The following is a 17517-nucleotide window of genomic DNA, read 5'->3' on the forward strand; positions in this document are numbered from 1 at the left end:
AATTAAGGCTGAGCTTTAGGTAAACGATTGGCAGCAATTTGACGCGTAATTTGCTGTGCTACATCGTCAATCACAATACGGTTTAAATAAGCTTCTTGTTGGTTATCGGTGTTGACGGTTGCAACGTCATATTGATAAGTACGAGATGCGGTTAAGGTACGTGGTTCAGTAATTTTCTTACCTTGACGATCTTCGATCTGGAAAGTCACGGTTAGACGTAACAGGACTTCAGTCAACTTACCATTTAGTAATTGGCGACGCGGAGTGTAATCCAGAACACGAAGGACATAGGCATCATTGGCATTACTGAGTTGTACGCCAGTTGCACCAAGATAAATGCTGAGTTGATTTTCAAGCTGATCGGTATTGTCAGGCAGGACTAAAGTCAGTTTGTTGTAGACCAATGGTGCTGCTGTAGGATTGCTTCCCTTTAAATGAAAGCCACAGCCGACCAAGCCTGCACTTAGACCTAAAGTTAAAACGATAGCAGCTAAACGTTGAGCTAAATGCATGCTTTGTCCTTATGATCTTCCATCAAATATGGAAGATTTAATCTTGATAAATTGACCACATTTTAGAATCAAAGCCCGTTGAATGACAGCGGGCTTTGATGGGGTTTTGTTTCGATAAATTCCAGCTCCGGTCAGGAAATGGAATTTAAGCAGTAAATTAAACCACTAAATTAACAAGTTTATTTGGTACTACAATTTCTTTCTTGGTTGGACCTGTCAAGAATTGCTGTACTTCTGGTAATGCTTTTGCCAATGCCAATAAGTCATCTTTTGAGATATCGACTGCGACGTCTAACTTACCACGAAGTTTACCATTCACTTGTACAACAATCGTTTGTGTATTACGAGTTAACGCTGATTCATCCACTTGTGGGAATTCAATTGTCGTTAATTCCAAACCAAACTGTGTTAACAAAGTTTGACTCAAATGCGGTGCAAATGGTGCAAGTAAGGTTAACAATGTGGTGATTGCTTCACGTGCAACTGCCACATCGTTATCATCTTTTGCCTCGAACTTGTTGCTGGCATTGAGTAATTCCATCAATGCGGCAATTGCCGTGTTGAACGCATGACGACGTTCAATGTCATCACCCACTTTTTGGATAGTTTCATGCGTTTTACGACGTAAATCTTGCGCGTCTTTCGACAAGTTTGCTGTATCGATTGCAGTGGCTTGATTGCCTTTTTCTAGGAAACCAGCAGCCAAACGCCAAACACGTTTCAAGAAACGATTGGCACCTTCAACACCTGCATCTGACCATTCTAATGATTGATCTGGTGGTGCAGCAAACATCATGAAGACACGAGCAGTATCTGCGCCGTATTGGTCAATAATCGCTTGTGGGTCGATACCATTGTTTTTCGACTTCGACATTTTTTCTTGCCCGCCGATCACAACTTCCTGACCATCACCTGAATATTTCGCAGACAGGATACGACCTTTTTCATCACGCTCTAATTCGATGTCCGCAGGGTTGAACCAAGTTTTCTTACCATTCTCGGCTTCACGATAGAAGGTATCTGCCAACACCATGCCTTGGGTGAGCAAGTTAGTAAATGGTTCATTACCTTGTACCACACCTTCATCACGCATCAATTTATGGAAGAAACGTGCATAAAGTAAATGCAGAATTGCGTGTTCAACCCCACCGATGTATTGATTCACAGGAAGCCAGCTTTGCGCAGCTTCAGGTTTTACCATACCGCCAGTAAAGTCTGGAGATGCATAACGTGCATAGTACCAAGATGATTCTACAAAGGTATCCAAGGTATCTGTTTCACGACGTGCATCGCCACCACAACTTGGGCATTTGGTTTCGTAGAATTCAGGCATCTTGTTCAATGGGTTACCCGAACCATCTGGAACCACATCGGTCGGTAATACCACTGGCAATTGATCTTCTGGAACAGTGACTTGACCACAGCTGTTACAGTTGATCATTGGAATTGGGCAACCCCAGTAACGTTGACGAGAAACACCCCAGTCACGTAAACGGAATTGCACTTTAGAATTGGCTAATGCCTGAGGTTCTAATTTTGCAAGGAAGGCATCATAAGCAGCTTGGAATGCAAGACCATCAAACTCGCCAGAATTAACCAGTTTGCCATCTTTAGAACCATACCATTCTTGCCATTCAGCAATTGAGTATTCAGCATCATCAGCGCCTTTGGCATCGATCACTTGTTTGATTGGCAAGTCGAATTTATTGGCAAATTCAAAATCACGCTCGTCATGCGCAGGAACCGCCATCACAGCACCTGAACCATATGACATCAATACATAGTTAGCAATCCAGACAGGGAGGTCTTCGCCAGTCACTGGATGCTTAACAGATAAGCCTGTTGCCATGCCTTTCTTTTCAGCAGTCGCTAAATCTGCTTCTGCAACTGAACCCATACGGCATTCTTCAATAAATGCAGCAAGTTCAGGATTATTTTCCGCGGCTTTCAGTGCCATAGGGTGTTCTGCCGCAACTGCAACATAAGTCACACCCATTAAGGTATCAGCGCGCGTGGTATAAACAGTTAAACCATCAGCATAGATTGCTGGATTCGCAGAAGGGAAGGTAATTTCCATCCCCGTCGAACGACCAATCCAGTTACGTTGCATGGTCAAAACTTGTTGTGGCCAACCGTCTTTTAACGTATCTAGGTCGTCTAATAATTCTTGTGCATAGTCGGTGATGCGGAAGTAGTACATTGGAATATCGCGTTTTTCAACCAATGCACCTGAACGCCAGCCACGACCATTTTCAACTTGTTCATTGGCTAAAACAGTCTGGTCGACAGGGTCCCAGTTCACTGTTGAAAGCTTACGATAGATCAAGCCTTTTTTATAAAGTTGTACGAATAACCATTGTTCCCAGTGATAGTATTCTGGTGTACAAGTCGCAAACTCGCGATCCCAATCGACAGACAAGCCCAATTTTTTTAATTGGTCACGCATATAAGCGATGTTTTCAAACGTCCATTTCGCTGGTGCAACTTGGTGTGCAATCGCTGCATTTTCAGCAGGCAAACCAAAAGCATCCCAACCCATTGGTTGTAATACTGTTTCACCTTTTAAGCGATGGAAACGGCTGATCACGTCACCAATGGTGTAGTTACGCACATGCCCCATGTGCAGTTTGCCACTTGGGTAAGGGAACATCGACAGGATATAGCGATGTTTGCCCTCTACAGTGTCTGCAACTTTAAAAACTTTGCGATTGTCCCAGTCTTGTTGAACTTGAGGCTCAATGGCACTTGCTTGATATTCGGAGTCAATGTGAGAAGTCGTCATAGGGATATGCGATACAACAAAAAAGTAAAGTTAAGATTGCTGCACAGCATAGCGCAAAATTGTAGTAAATGTCAGTTTTTAGATCGGGATTTTATCTGCAAGGTCGTCGCGTTGAAGATGACCTCGCAGGAGCAACTGGCTGCTTAGCGCTCAGATGACACAGTGGGAGTTGTCGGGCTTTGTGGTTTAACCGTATTCGCTGGTGGTGTCGCAGGTATTGCCTGAGGAGCCTGTTGTGGTGTATTGGGTGCGGCTACAGGAGTTGCTGGTTGGCCTTGTTGAGTTGTTGGATTGGCAGTTTGATGGCTATTGCCATAGGTCGAAACTTTGTCCAAACGCTTTGCGCCTTTAGGTGGCGGGGTGGTGGTGTAATGGGTTGAACCCTTGGCATCGACCCATTTGTAATATTGCTGGGCGTAGTTCTGGCTGGAACATAGCAATAATGTTGTTGCTGTAATGAAATATGATATTGTTTTTAAATAAGATAACTTCATATTTGATCTCCCCAAATGAATGCTGAATATATTCGATCAAAGTGTCTAAATAAGCAGTTTACAATGCCTAGTTTTCATTAAAAAGAAAATAGTTTTTTGATAAATGGGCGTTTAACAAGACTAAATAATTTCGTGAAATGTGTTTAAAAAAACAGCAGCTAAAAAATATTCGTTAAAATCCTTTTCTTTGTTCTTGACATTGCTTATGAAAGAAACAAGAATGCTTTCTCAAGTTTTATATGTGTTTATTTGATCACCCTTCGAATAAATGTCATGGCTTGCAATGGACATTCTTTCTAGCCGAGAGAATGATTTTTTGAAATATGCTTATCCCAGCACATTTTGATTCGAGATGTCATCAAGTTTATACGGCTGATGAGTCTCAGAAAATTTTTCCTATTGCAGCAAAAACGAGTAGAATACGCACACTTATAAGAAGTGCAAAAGTTAATGAATGAACACAATTTATGTCTCCCATAAATTGTGCAAAATACTAGGGTGAATCACGTTGGAACTTTTATCTGGTGGTGAAATGCTCGTTCGTGCGCTTGCGGACGAAGGCGTAGAGCATGTTTTTGGGTATCCAGGCGGCGCTGTATTACATATTTATGATGCGCTATTTCAACAAGACAAAATCAACCATTACCTCGTTCGTCATGAGCAAGCTGCTGGTCATATGGCAGACGCATACTCACGCGTAACAGGTAAGACAGGTGTCGTACTGGTCACTTCTGGACCGGGCGCAACCAATACCGTCACTCCAATCGCAACAGCCTACATGGACTCAATTCCAATGGTGATTTTGTCTGGTCAGGTTGCAAGCCATCTTATTGGAGAAGATGCGTTCCAAGAAACAGATATGGTTGGTATTTCTCGTCCAATCGTAAAACATAGTTTCCAAGTGCGTCACGCTAGCGAAATTCCTGCAATTATTAAGAAAGCATTCTATATCGCTTCGTCTGGCCGTCCGGGTCCAGTGGTTGTTGATATTCCGAAAGATGCGACTAACCCTGCAGAAAAGTTTGCCTACGAATACCCAGAAAAAGTGAAGATGCGTTCATATCAACCACCTTCACGTGGTCACTCAGGTCAAATTCGCAAAGCGATTGATGAGTTGATTACTGCTAAACGTCCAATGATTTATACGGGTGGCGGTGTTGTTCAAGGTAATGCATCTGGCTTATTGACAGAACTTGCGCATTTATTGGGTTATCCAGTAACAAATACCTTGATGGGCTTAGGTGCTTTCCCTGGTAACGATCCACAATTCGTGGGGATGTTAGGGATGCATGGTACTTATGAAGCCAACATGGCAATGCACAATGCAGATGTGATTTTGGCAATTGGTGCGCGTTTCGATGACCGTGTAACCAATAACCCGGCAAAATTCTGTCTCAATGCCAAAGTAATTCATATTGATGTTGATCCAGCAACCATTTCGAAAACGATTATGGCGCACATCCCGATCGTGGGTGCGGTAGAGCCAGTACTTCAAGAAATGTTAGCGCAACTTAAACAAATGAATGTATCTAAGCCAAACCCTGAAGCAATTGGTGCATGGTGGTCTCAGATTAATGAGTGGCGCAAAGTACACGGCTTACGTTATGAAGCAGGTCAAAATGGTGTAATGAAACCTCAGCAAGTGGTTGAGGCATTAGATCGTGTGACCAATGGTGAAGCTATCATTACTTCAGACGTTGGTCAGCATCAGATGTTTGGTGCGAACTATTACAAATACAAACGTCCACGTCAGTGGATCAACTCTGGCGGCCTAGGTACCATGGGTGTTGGTTTACCGTATGCAATGGCTGCGAAACTTGCATTCCCAGATCAGCAAGTGGTTTGTATTACAGGTGAAGCATCGATTCAGATGTGTATCCAAGAATTATCAACATGTAAGCAATATGGCTTGAATGTGAAGATTCTTTGCTTAAATAACCAAGCCTTAGGCATGGTAAAGCAATGGCAAGATATGAACTACGAAGGGCGTCATTCAAGTTCTTATGTAGATTCATTACCAGACTTTGCCAAGTTAATGGAAGCATATGGTCACGTTGGTATTCAGATTGATCATGCTGACGAGCTAGACGCTAAATTAGCTGAAGCGATGGCAATTAATGATAAATGTGTATTCATTAATGTCATGGTAGATCGTACAGAACATGTATATCCAATGCTGATCGCTGGTCAGTCTATGAAGGATATGTGGTTAGGCAAAGGGGAGCGTACATAATGAGACATATTATTTCTGTACTCGTTGAAAACGAAGCTGGTGCGCTTTCTCGTTTGGTGGGATTGTTTTCTCAACGCAATTACAACATTGAGACACTCAATGTTGCGCCAACCGAAGACGAAACCTTATCTCGTTTAACCTTAACGACATATGGCGATGATCACAAAATTGAGCAGATCACCAAGCAACTGAATAAATTGGTTGAAGTTGTAAAAGTGGTTGATTTGTCAGAAGGTTCACACATCGAACGTGAATTGATGTTGATCAAAGTCAAAGCATTGGGTGCAGCACGTGCGGAAATCAAACGTACAGCTGATATCTTCCGTGCGCAAATCGTTGATGTAACACCGACGACTTATACCATTCAGATCGCGGGTACCACTGAAAAGATTGATGGTTTTATTGATGCACTCGCTGAAAATACCATTCTTGAAGTTGTACGCTCTGGTGTTTCAGGCATCGCGCGTGGCGAAAAAGTTTTAACAATTTAAAAAATCTCCCCCAACCCTTCTTTGAAAAAAGGGGGGATCACCCAGAGCGCGGTAATCATGGGGGAGCCAACAAAAGATCTGTCCTTGCAGAACAAGGGAAATGACAAAAATTTTAGCGGAGAAAACAGATGCAAATTTTTTACGATAAAGACTGTGACTTATCAATCATCCAAGGCAAGAAAGTTGCAATCATTGGTTATGGTTCACAAGGCCATGCTCATGCACTTAACTTGAAAGACTCTGGCGTAGACGTAACTGTTGGTTTACGTGCTGGTTCTACTTCTTGGAAAAAAGCTGAAAACTCAGGCCTTAAAGTTTCTGAAGTTCCAGCTGCTGTTGCTCAAGCTGACTTAGTCATGATTTTGACTCCAGATGAATTCCAATCTCAACTTTATCGTGACGTGATTGAACCAAACATCAAAGAAGGTGCAACTTTAGCATTTGCTCATGGTTTCTCTATTCTTTATAACCAAGTTGTTCCACGTAAAGACTTAGACGTAATCATGGTTGCACCTAAAGCACCTGGTCACACTGTACGTTCTGAATACCAACGTGGTTCAGGTGTTCCTGACTTAATCGCGATCCATCAAGATGCTTCTGGTAATGCACGTAACGTTGCACTTTCTTATGCTTCAGGCGTAGGCGGTGGTCGTACAGGTATCATCGAGACTTCTTTCCGTGAAGAAACTGAAACTGACTTATTCGGTGAGCAAGCAGTTCTTTGTGGTGGTGCTGTTGAATTGGTTAAAATGGGCTTCGAAACTTTGGTTGAAGCTGGTTATGCACCAGAAATGGCTTACTTCGAATGCTTACATGAACTTAAGTTAATCGTTGACTTGATGTTCGAAGGCGGTATCGCTGACATGAACTACTCAGTTTCTAACAATGCTGAGTACGGTGAGTATGTAACAGGTACTGAAGTGATCAACGAACAATCTCGCGAAGCAATGCGTAATGCATTGAAACGTATTCAGTCTGGTGAATATGCGAAGATGTTCATCCAAGAAGGTGCATTGAACTATCCATCAATGACTGCTCGTCGTCGTCAAAACGCAGCGCATGGTATCGAAGTAACAGGTAATAAATTACGTGCGATGATGCCTTGGATTCAAGCGAACAAGATTGTTGATAAAGAGAAAAACTAATTTCTCGAATCAATTGATTTGAACGCGAAGACCCACTCTATTTGAGTGGGTTTTTTATGTTTATCTTTACGTGCCTCAAAAAGATGAAAGCAGTGCTTTCATCTTTTTTCGTACCTTGGATTCAAGCGAACAAGATTGTAGATAAAGAGAAAAACTAAGTTTTAGTTTAATTTTGAAAAGCCCTTGTTTGTACAGGGGCTTTTTTATTGGGAATTCCTGGAGCTGCGTGTGTTAGCGAAGCATAGCTTCACTCTTAGGCAGGGGTCTTGCGAAGCGATGCTTCTCATACTTTTCTATTTCCCTGCTCATACTCAGGATTCAAGTGGACAAGATTGTAGATAAAGAGAAAAACTAAGTTTTAAGTCAAATAAAGACCCTTGCTTAAAATAAACAAGTTTTTATGCGGCGTGATAACACAGTTATAACAATAAAGGTGAAAAAATAAGCTTATATTGGTTGTGTTTTAATCATTTTGTTGAGGAGTAACAGTTAGAATTTAAACTAAAAATTGTTGCATGCTTTGGGGTATCTGCACGATTAAAAACAAACAAATTGAAATAACTTAAAAATTAAAATGATTTAGCAAAATAAAATCAGTCTTCTGGTAAAAAAAATGTAATAAAAAAACAAGACTTTTCATTGGTTTGAAATGAAAATGTGCTTTTATTCTATTGATTTATAAAGTGAAAAAGACTTGACCTTATGCTAGATGATGTTATTGTTAAGGAAAGTTTATGAATACAAAATTCATGGCTTCTTTGGGTGTGAAACGTCGTTCGGATTTCGGGCAATTTGCTCATCATATAAAAAAAAGTACTGAATAATCATGGAAGTCCTTTATGGTTCACGTTGATTACGATAGCACATTGGTCATCGTTTCCATTTTGGTTGCAGTCGCGACATGTTACGCTGCAGTTTCGATGGAAGAACTCGTTTTTAAAGGTGCTTATAAAAAGTTTGAAAAAAGCATTTTGATTGCGAGTGGGCTAATCTTGGGGTTAGCGATATGGTCAATGCACTTTGTGGGAATGCTGGCTAGCCATCTGCCAGAAGGCTATCACTTTGATGTTAATTTAACTGTACTTTCTTATCTGATTGGTGCAGCAGCTTCTATTTTTGCTGTTTGGCTGACCTCAAGACCGACTTTACCGATACCACGTTTAATCCTCGGTGCCGTATTTATGGGACTGGGTATATCAGGTATGCACTATACTGGTATGGCAGCATTGAGCATTGAAAATCATGCGATGCACTATGACCCTTTACTGGTGTTGTGTTCTGTATTGATTGCAATTAGTGGTTCTGGTCTAAGTTTCTTTTTCATTTTTAAATATAAAACTGCACTCAGATACCGTACCTTGCTTAAAGCCATCGTTGCTGTGTTAATGGCGCTAAGTATTGTTGGCATGCACTATACAGGTATGGCTGCGACTTATTTTGATGAAACCATAGCGCAGATTCTGACCTCCGAGCAGACAGAGCAAAGTGTCTTATTATTCACGATTATCTTTATTACCAGTCTGGTTTTAGTTGCTGGTTTTGCGGTTGCCGTGCTCGAAGCACGATTGGAAGAACGTAATGAGCAACTTACACTTATCAACAAAGAGCTTGCTACACAGTCGTTACATGATGCACTCACAAAGCTACCGAATCGTTTATACCTGACTGAACATGCTGAAGTGGTGTTTAATCATCATCGTTTGAATGGCCAGAAAGCGGCATTTTTATATATTGACTTAGACCGTTTTAAATCGGTGAATGATGCTTTTGGTCATCATATTGGCGATCAACTCCTGATCCAGATGGCAAACCGTTTATACAACAAGCTAGGTGATAATCATAAGCTGTTTCGTATTGGTGGTGATGAGTTTGTTTTAATCTCGGAAGATACAGATCTTAATGAAGCGATGCAGCTGTCAGAAGATATTCTGCACTACATTCAAGAAACCTATTTGATTGCTGCAAAAGATATCAATATTTCCGCCAGTGTCGGAATTGCCATGTATCCTGAACATGGCACCAATGTTCAAGATTTGCTGATTAATGCCGATGTTGCCATGCTGACTTCAAAAGATCAGGGGCGTAATACTTATACCATGTTCCATTCGATGTCCGATCAGCAAGATGTGCGTAGCCAGTCTAAACTGATCAATGACTTGTACAAAGCCGTCGATGAGCAACAGTTTGTACTGTTTTATCAGCCTAAATTTACATGCAACTATGAGGTCTGTGGTGTCGAAGCCTTAATTCGATGGAAGCATCCAACACTGGGATTGCTGACCCCGCAAATGTTTATTGAAGGGGCTGAAAAAACCGGTTTGATCATTCCAATGGGGTATTGGGCACTGGAACAAGCCTGTCAGCAAATCCAGAAATGGGAACGAAGTAATAGTCCGTTTTATCCAATTGCTGTTAACCTATCCGCACTCCAATTTGAAAATAAAAAACTCTTTAGTGTATTAGAACAATTATTAGAACAATACCAAATCCAACCGCATCATCTCATTCTTGAAATTACTGAATCCACGGCTATGCATCATATAGACTCCAGTATTCGTACCTTGGAGCGTTTGCGTAAGCTTGGTATTCGCATTGCTATTGATGACTTTGGTACAGGCTATTCAAGTTTCTTATATTTAAAAGATTTACCAGTTGATGAACTGAAAATTGATCGTGGATTCTTGATCGATCTAAAACCAAATTCTAAAGAAGAAGCCATTCTAGAAAGTATTATTCATTTGGCTGCAAAATTAGGTCTAGTGGTTACTGCTGAAGGGGTAGAGACCCAACAACAGGCGGATATCCTGACCAGCCTAGGCTGCAATCAGCTACAGGGCTATTTATTAGGAACACCTGTCAATGTAGAAGGTCTAGTACTGCATCGCTATCAACATTTTGCATAATTGATCAAAGGTCGGTTGATGTTGAAAAGGCTGCTTATCATGGCAGCCTTTTTTGTTTCTTTCAGCGTAGCAAAACTTAGTCAGAACGGGGTGCTAACCATTGTGTGACCACAGGCCAGACCAATTGCGGTGCTTGGCTGCCTGAGACGAGGCCCATATGTCCGCCCGGCACAATTTCAAACTGCTTATCGCTGCTGCTGATTAAATCCATTAAGGGGCGTACTGCTTCAGCAGTGACGATAATGTCGCTGCTGCCGCCAATTGCCAGTACTGAACAATCAATGTCTTTTAAATTGGCAGTTTGTTCACCGAATTGGACAGAGCCAGTCGATAACTCATTATCAATCCAGAAACGCAAAATAATATCGCGCATTACACCACCAGGGTAAGCCAGCATATTGTCTACAAAAGAGCTTGAGGTGGCATGGTTAATCACAAATTGACGGTCATCGAGGTTCTTTAATAACTCCCAATAGTTTTTAAAGTTCCCAATCGGATCGGTGAGTTTAAACCCCAAGGTATTTTGCCAGCCATGAATATGAAACACACGGCTTGGTACTTGGTGAATACGGAATTTGGTATTACTACGAATCCATTGGGCAGGAACCGTGAGACGCTGATAAAACTTGCCCATATAGCCTGATTTATGCGTGTTAATCGGTGAGGCTAAGATCATCAGGTTCTGAATATTCTTATCTTGTGATAAAGCGGTATAGCAAAGTGATAACGCTCCACCTAAACTCCAGCCAAATAGTGATAGTTGTTGTTGACCACTATGCTCACGAATCTTTTCGATAAAGTCAGGCATAAAGGTTTTAACATATGTCCCAAGATTATATTTGGCTTGGCGTAGACTCGGTGTACCCCAGTCAATCAGATAAACATCAAAACCTTGAGCTAGAAAATAACGGACTAAGCTGCGATTTGGGAATAAATCGTAAATCAGCATGTTCGCTGCCAACGGTGGCACGATAACCAACGGAATACGATGTTTTGTGGTGTTATCGGTCGCAGATGTGTAGTGACGCAGGCTAATGATTTCACGTTGATACACAATATCAAAAGATGTTTTGCCTGACAGCGCGAGTTGCTGCCCACGTAAAATACGATCTCGTGCATTTGAGAAGATTTTGCGTGCTTGATGGCTTGCAGGGCTATTCAGCATTTTTTGCGCGGTTTGAGTCTTGAGAAAACTGCGTTTAACTTTTGGCGATTGAGTCATGTGAACCTAAAGCTCGAAGGTTACTATTCAGTAGCCGCATATTAGAAGAAAAAATAAATTAGCTCAGTGACTCATTTGCTTAACTTGTCTTTCAAAATGATCAATTCTGCTAGCACAAGATAACCAGCTTCCTGTTTAAGAATGAAAGTTATGTAAAGTAAGCTTTACATTTTAGGGTTGAACTTATATATTGATGTAAAGTTTACTTTACATGGTGGGTTATGAAAAACTATCGGAATTTATTTGAGCTGATTGCAGCAATTGCACTGTATATCGGGGTTTTGGTGGGATCATTAAAGGCATTGAATTTTATTGAGATACAATGGCTTAAAATTGTTGTTTCATTACTGCCAATATTGCCTGCACTGATGATTGCATTGATCATTATTAAACAATTCAAACGTTTTGATGAGTTGCAGCAAAAGATACAATTGCAGGCTTTGGCGATTAGCTTTGTGGGAACTTCTTTGATTACTTTTAGTTATGGTTTTCTAGAAAACGTTGGATTTCCAAAACTGACAATGTTTCTGGTGTGGCCTATTATGGCAATGCTTTGGTCTATTGCCACAGCGGTTGGTACTTGGAAGTATAGATGAAGAATAAATTACCCGATTTAAGAAAAGACAAAGGCTGGTCACAGAGCGACTTGGGCGACTATGTGAGCGTGTCAAGGCAAACTATTAATGCGATAGAAAAGGGTCGTTATGATCCCAGTCTGTCATTAGCATTTAAAATCGCACATGCATTTGGTCTCAGCATTGAGCAAGTGTTTATTTTTGAGCAAGATTCAGCTTAATGGACTCTCGCTCAAACCGAGATTTGTAGATGCAAAATGGGATAGGGATTGCCTTGACCATCGAGTTCGGAACGACTCACGGTATGGAATCCCATTTTCTGATAGAAGTTAACCGCTTGCAGGTTTTGCTCATTCACATCGACTTTATAAATCTGAAGCTGTTTTACTGCAAAATCGAGCAATGCCTGACCAATCCCTGATCTTCTGCACTCAGGCAGAATAAACAACATTTCAATATTGTCGTCACTAGTACCCAGAAATCCTACAATCTGTTGATCAATCACATATTTATTTAGCTGAACATGATGAAAGTATTCATTCAAAATTAACGGTTTTAATTCAGCAATCATCGTTTCAGGTAAAAAATCATGAGTCGCTCTGACTGATTTTTCCCATATATTGAGTAAAGTAAGATGGTCATCCTGAGACGCTTTTATAATCATGTCGTGACTTCATTTAAGACATTTAGAGCCATCAATTCTCTACTATTTGATTCGGAATTTCTATGCTTTGATAGGGGGGCAGATACTGGACATGAGCTGTTTATATTATTCGAGTTCTAACTGATGATCATCCTTGGTCACTTTAATTTTTAGTTTTTTATATTTACGCTTATTGGGATCAAGGGCCGAGTTGAGCACCTCATCTGCAAAACGTTGATCTTGTATGAGTGCGCCATAGGTCTTATAACCTAAAATAATTCGAGTCGGTCGGTAGCCATTTCTCGTCACATAATAATTAATGATGAGATCTAATTCTGTTAAAAGACATGTATCGTTCATTGTTAGATATCGCTTTTAAGTGGCTTAAGCAGCATAGTCTATAAGGGAAAACTTATCTAGCTGATGTTCATTGGTTTTTGCTGAAAGTTAGAGCTGTCATAAAAGTGTCATCTAAAAACATTATCGTGATTTATATAATAAAAACAGCAACAACAAAAATCGATACATACTTATCCATAGAGCTTTATCTCATGTTCAATAAAGGGGGCGGGACTTAGAAAATCGAGGAGTTGTTTATATGCAGAATAAAGTGCTCACCATACGAGAGCAAAAACCACTGAATCATCGTTTGAATGTGTTACTTACGGCCTATCAGACATTCTTAGCCGCTAAAGGTCTGGTCAATAGTGAATTTAGTCGTCTCATCTTTGTTGACAATTATACCCAGACGCTAAAATTTAAACTTTATGATGATGAATTAAAGAAGCAATTGATGGATGAGTTAGAACGATTTAGCTCATTTTAGTCAGTACTTCGATCAGTTTGGAATACAAAAGTAGTCTCAGACTCACAATAATTAAGAATTCATAAAATCATATCTATCTAATTTTAATAATATATTTTAAAGGGTTGTTATTTAGGTTTAACATATGGATTTGCATATATATGGATAAGTGTATATATTGAGTTTATCCAATTTACCAGATCATAAGTTCATGGCTGACATCACGATTTACCATAATCCTGCTTGTGGCACTTCACGCAATACGCTGGCTCTAATTCGCAATATAGGTATTGAGCCAACCGTCATCGAATATCTTGTTACGCCACCAACGTATGATGTGTTAATCCAACTGATTCAGGATGCCAATTTAACGGTGAGAGAGGCAATTCGCAGCAATGTTGATCCTTATCGAGATTTAGGGCTTGGCCGTGAAGATTGGACAGATGAACAACTTATTCATTTCATGCTTAAACATCCAATCCTGATTAACCGACCTTTTGTCATGACGACCTTGGGAACACGTCTTTGTCGACCATCAGAACTTGTACTCGATATTCTGCCTTTTGCTCAGAAGGGAGCCTTTAGCAAAGAAGATGGGCAGCAAGTGATAGATCAAAATGGTCAGCGTATTCAATAAATACGGATTGTGACATTAAAGATTTAAAGGGGAATGAACAATGGAAGCAGTCACTTTTTTTAAGTGCCTATCTGATGAAACAAGACTAAATATCGTGCTATTAGTCAACGCACACCAAGAGTTGTGTGTCTGTGATTTGACTGAAAAATTACAACTGAGCCAACCTAAAATTTCTCGTCATTTGGCACTATTACGTGCTTCAGGATTGTTGCAAGATCGTCGTCAGGGGCAATGGGTGTATTACAGCATCGCGAAAAAATTACCCTCATGGTGTTATGAAATCCTAACTGTTTTAAATACGCAAACTGCACCGATATTTCCAAGCTTACAAAGCTTAGTGTCAAAAAGCTGCTGTGATTAAAACACCATGAAAACACTTTCCTTTTTAGATCGTAATCTAACACTATGGATTTTTATTGCCATGGCAGTGGGCATTGCGATTAGTTCCTTTTTTCCGCAGGCCTCTATTGCTTTAGATCAAATGAGTGTTGATTCAGTCAACATCCCAATTGCAATCGGTCTGATCTTGATGATGTATCCACCTTTGGCAAAAGTGGACTATGCAACGCTGCCGCAAGTGTTTAAAGACAAAAAAACCTTAACTTTGTCTTTGCTACAGAACTGGGTTATTGCTCCTGTTCTAATGTTTGGATTGGCCGTTATTTTTCTGCAGAGTTATCCTGAATATATGACAGGTTTAATTCTCATCGGCTTAGCCCGTTGTATCGCGATGGTACTGGTGTGGAATGATTTGGCGTGTGGCGATAACCAATATGTTGCAGCATTAGTGGCCTTTAATAGTATCTTCCAGATTTTATTCTTTAGTAGTTATGCATGGCTGTTCCTTACTTATTTGCCGCCGTATTTTGGTATTGCAGGGCAGGTGATTGATGTCGATTTCTGGACAATTACCCATGCAGTATTGGTTTATCTAGGCATTCCATTTTTACTTGGTTTTCTGACTCGTTTCATCTTGGTAAAAACTAGAGGTTTGGATTGGTATCAAAATGTCTTTTTACCAAAGATCAGCCCTTTAAGTTTGCTGGCTTTACTGTTTACCATCATTGCGATGTTTAGCCTCAAAGGTGGTGATGTGGTGAGTCTGCCGTTAGATGTGATTCGTATTGCCATCCCGCTCACAATTTATTTTGTGGTGATGTTCTTTATCAGCTTTTTTATGAGCAAATGGATAGGCAACGATTATGCTAAAACCACAGCAATTTCGTTTACTGCGGCAGGGAATAATTTTGAGTTAGCCATGGCCGTCGCGATTGCTACTTTTGGTTTGGCATCGCCAGTGGCATTTACCACGGTGATTGGACCATTGGTTGAAGTACCAGTGTTGATTGCTTTGGTGAGCGTGTCTTTAGCGCTTAGAAGAAAGTATTTTCCCTCTATTAATACATAATAGATATTGAGGGAAAGTTAAATGAATAAGATCTAAAATAAAAAGCCCCAGTTGCCGGAAATAGGATACTGGCAACTGAGGGGGAAACTATTTTTTATAATGTAGCTTGTTTTATTTAATAAAGGAATGGTTTTTGTTTGAATTGCATATACTGTTTATTTTTTAGGTTAAAGTTGTTGTTGATTAAGTTCTTAAAATAAAAAGCCTCAGTTGCCTGAAACAGGGTGTTGGCAACTGAGGGGAAAGTAACTGTGTGTAGTATAGTTGTATTTTTAAATAATAAAATAGGGTTGGTTTAAAATGAATATAATGTCTAGTTAAAACGTTTAAGTTGTTAAATGGCATGCATTTTATTAAGTGCTGTTTTATTTTAGGTTGTAGCTTTTAATCGGAATTTTACTCTCTCTTATGTACTCACTTGGTTTTTTCCCCGTCCAGCCAAAAAATGCTCTAGAAAATGCACTGATATGACTGTAGCCGAGTAAATCAGATATTTCCTGAATATTTCGATTGGAATTAATAAGTTTTTTTGCGAGTTCAAATTTTTTAGATTGGAGTAGCGCAGAAAAAGTCGTATTGGCAAGAGATAACTCTCGTTTTAATGTTCTTTCCGATATTTTAAGTTTATTGGCAACATGGGTTAAGCTTGGAAACCCTTCACCAGGTTTAAATATAAGTTGCTGTTTTACATTTAAAATTATTTTGTCGGTAGGGTCTTGGTATAACAAATATTCCTTGTTTACTAACTCCATTGCAAGCTCATAGGCATTCTGAGAGTTAAAGATAAGGGGTAAATCTAAACATTTAAGGTCAATACTAATTTGATTATAGTCTTGGTTGAATTCGATGACAGGTAAGCGCTTTTCATAAAGTGAATGATAGTCTTCTTTATTCCATGTCACATTAATAGTAACGCCTGTTAAATTGTAGTTAGTGATCATTTGTAAGTTGTTAATAATGTCAATTAGAGCACTTTCTAAAAAGAATTTGTTTATTTGTTCTTTCTTGCTTTCATTTAAATGTGCTGGAAGTTGATAAAGAGGATTTACTCGAATTATTATTTTGTTGTTTTTGTTTAAAATGGAGATATCCATTTTATGTATTCGCATGTGGTAGTACTTCTGTAAATCAACCAGTACTTTTCCAATATTGCTATTGGTAATGAGCATGAATCCAAGTGCACCATGAACAGTTGGCTTACAGTTTAAACCGAATTGATAGCCGATACCTTTGTTTGGTAATAGCTCTAAAAGTTGAATTACAATATTAGTCCACTGGTTAAAACTTATGCGCTCATTATTATTCTCAGTTATTAAAGATAAAGGGATTTGGCAATATCTAATGATTTCTGTTTTAGATACGCCAAAAGTAGAAGCAGTATCTATGAGTACTTTAAGATAATCATTATCAATATTAAGAATAAGCAACTTTTTCTTCATACATTCAAGAGTGAAACTAAGGTTGGAATTAAAAGCTTTTATACATTAGCTAAAGATTTTTTCATGACTTTTAAAATTAAAGTCCCAATTTGTTAAAAATACACAACTAACTTGTTTATCTCCAATGTGTTTTTTGAATATTAATTAATTTTTATTAGTAAAGTGATGTAATTGTTAATTTTTTGCGTTAATTGTTAATTGTGACACAGTTTTATTATTTATTTTGTG

The 17517-nt window shown here is 39.6% G+C and carries 17 protein-coding genes; 10 read left to right on the plus strand and 7 right to left on the minus strand.

The annotated features are described in order from the left end of the window. Nucleotides 1–2: 2 nt before the first annotated feature. The 3 genes from NDN11_RS02770 to NDN11_RS02780 form a co-directional block, all read right to left on the minus strand. Complete coding sequence (locus NDN11_RS02770) at nt 3–512, minus strand: LPS-assembly lipoprotein LptE (RefSeq protein ID WP_167251289.1); 510 nt, start codon at nt 510–512, stop codon at nt 3–5. 157 nt (nt 513–669) lie between these two features. Then, the gene (gene leuS / locus NDN11_RS02775; RefSeq protein WP_251110706.1) at nt 670–3294 is read right to left on the minus strand and encodes a leucine--tRNA ligase; all 2625 of its coding nucleotides are present in this window, start codon (nt 3292–3294) and stop codon (nt 670–672) included. 143 nt (nt 3295–3437) lie between these two features. Further along, nucleotides 3438–3788 (minus strand): DUF4124 domain-containing protein, encoded by a 351-nt coding sequence (locus NDN11_RS02780; RefSeq protein WP_251110707.1) that lies wholly within the window; start codon nt 3786–3788, stop codon nt 3438–3440. A 508-nt stretch (nt 3789–4296) separates the two neighbouring features. Between NDN11_RS02780 and NDN11_RS02785 the strand changes: the two genes are divergently transcribed. The 4 genes from NDN11_RS02785 (at nt 4297) to NDN11_RS02800 (ending at nt 10560) form a co-directional block, all read left to right on the plus strand. Continuing rightward, the gene (locus NDN11_RS02785) at nt 4297–6021 is read left to right on the plus strand and encodes an acetolactate synthase 3 large subunit (RefSeq protein ID WP_251110708.1); all 1725 of its coding nucleotides are present in this window, start codon (nt 4297–4299) and stop codon (nt 6019–6021) included. Then, a complete protein-coding gene (gene ilvN / locus NDN11_RS02790) occupies nt 6021–6512 on the plus strand; it encodes an acetolactate synthase small subunit (RefSeq protein ID WP_167251283.1) in 492 nt (163 codons plus the stop codon). The genes NDN11_RS02785 and ilvN overlap by 1 nt, the downstream gene beginning before the upstream one ends. 128 nt (nt 6513–6640) lie before the next feature. Then, a complete protein-coding gene (gene ilvC / locus NDN11_RS02795) occupies nt 6641–7657 on the plus strand; it encodes a ketol-acid reductoisomerase (RefSeq protein ID WP_004655853.1) in 1017 nt (338 codons plus the stop codon). An 839-nt stretch (nt 7658–8496) separates the two neighbouring features. Next, on the plus strand, nt 8497–10560 hold the full coding sequence (locus tag NDN11_RS02800) for a putative bifunctional diguanylate cyclase/phosphodiesterase (RefSeq protein WP_251110709.1): 2064 nt from the start codon (nt 8497–8499) through the stop codon (nt 10558–10560). 76 nt (nt 10561–10636) lie between these two features. Here NDN11_RS02800 and NDN11_RS02805 read toward each other — a convergent pair whose 3' ends face one another. Then, complete coding sequence (locus NDN11_RS02805) at nt 10637–11782, minus strand: alpha/beta fold hydrolase (RefSeq protein WP_251110710.1); 1146 nt, start codon at nt 11780–11782, stop codon at nt 10637–10639. Nucleotides 11783–12003: 221 nt separating this feature from the next. Between NDN11_RS02805 and NDN11_RS02810 the strand changes: the two genes are divergently transcribed. Together NDN11_RS02810 and NDN11_RS02815 are read left to right on the plus strand one after the other, a co-directional pair. Next, nucleotides 12004–12378 (plus strand): hypothetical protein, encoded by a 375-nt coding sequence (locus NDN11_RS02810; protein WP_251110711.1) that lies wholly within the window; start codon nt 12004–12006, stop codon nt 12376–12378. Continuing rightward, nucleotides 12375–12578 carry a helix-turn-helix transcriptional regulator gene (locus NDN11_RS02815; protein ID WP_167251273.1) on the plus strand — a complete coding sequence of 68 codons (204 nt, stop codon included), beginning with the start codon at nt 12375–12377 and terminating at the stop codon, nt 12576–12578. Before NDN11_RS02810 ends, NDN11_RS02815 begins: the two co-directional genes overlap by 4 nt. 11 nt (nt 12579–12589) lie before the next feature. Here NDN11_RS02815 and NDN11_RS02820 read toward each other — a convergent pair whose 3' ends face one another. Both NDN11_RS02820 and NDN11_RS02825 read right to left on the minus strand, forming a co-directional pair. Further along, nucleotides 12590–13021, minus strand: coding sequence for a GNAT family N-acetyltransferase (locus NDN11_RS02820; protein ID WP_167251271.1), 432 nt, complete (start codon nt 13019–13021; stop codon nt 12590–12592). Between the two features lie 105 nt (nt 13022–13126). Continuing rightward, complete coding sequence (locus NDN11_RS02825; protein WP_171526169.1) at nt 13127–13360, minus strand: hypothetical protein; 234 nt, start codon at nt 13358–13360, stop codon at nt 13127–13129. Between the two features lie 238 nt (nt 13361–13598). On the opposite strand from NDN11_RS02825, the gene NDN11_RS02830 reads away from it, so the two are divergent. The 4 genes from NDN11_RS02830 to arsB all read left to right on the plus strand — a co-directional run bounded on the left by NDN11_RS02830 (nt 13599) and on the right by arsB (nt 15850). Continuing rightward, complete coding sequence (locus tag NDN11_RS02830; protein WP_251110712.1) at nt 13599–13826, plus strand: hypothetical protein; 228 nt, start codon at nt 13599–13601, stop codon at nt 13824–13826. A gap of 190 nt (nt 13827–14016) precedes the next feature. Continuing rightward, on the plus strand, nt 14017–14442 hold the full coding sequence (gene arsC, locus NDN11_RS02835) for an arsenate reductase (glutaredoxin) (protein WP_251111476.1): 426 nt from the start codon (nt 14017–14019) through the stop codon (nt 14440–14442). A 40-nt stretch (nt 14443–14482) separates the two neighbouring features. After that, complete coding sequence (locus tag NDN11_RS02840; protein WP_251110713.1) at nt 14483–14803, plus strand: metalloregulator ArsR/SmtB family transcription factor; 321 nt, start codon at nt 14483–14485, stop codon at nt 14801–14803. A gap of 6 nt (nt 14804–14809) precedes the next feature. Then, nucleotides 14810–15850 carry an ACR3 family arsenite efflux transporter gene (arsB, locus tag NDN11_RS02845; protein WP_251110714.1) on the plus strand — a complete coding sequence of 347 codons (1041 nt, stop codon included), beginning with the start codon at nt 14810–14812 and terminating at the stop codon, nt 15848–15850. Nucleotides 15851–16215: 365 nt separating this feature from the next. On the opposite strand, the gene NDN11_RS02850 is transcribed toward arsB, so the two are convergent. Further along, a complete protein-coding gene (locus NDN11_RS02850) occupies nt 16216–17289 on the minus strand; it encodes an AraC family transcriptional regulator (protein ID WP_251110715.1) in 1074 nt (357 codons plus the stop codon). Nucleotides 17290–17517 lie beyond the last annotated feature (228 nt).

Origin of the sequence: Acinetobacter sp. C26M, assembly GCF_023702675.1 — a bacterium.
GTDB lineage: Bacteria > Pseudomonadota > Gammaproteobacteria > Pseudomonadales > Moraxellaceae > Acinetobacter.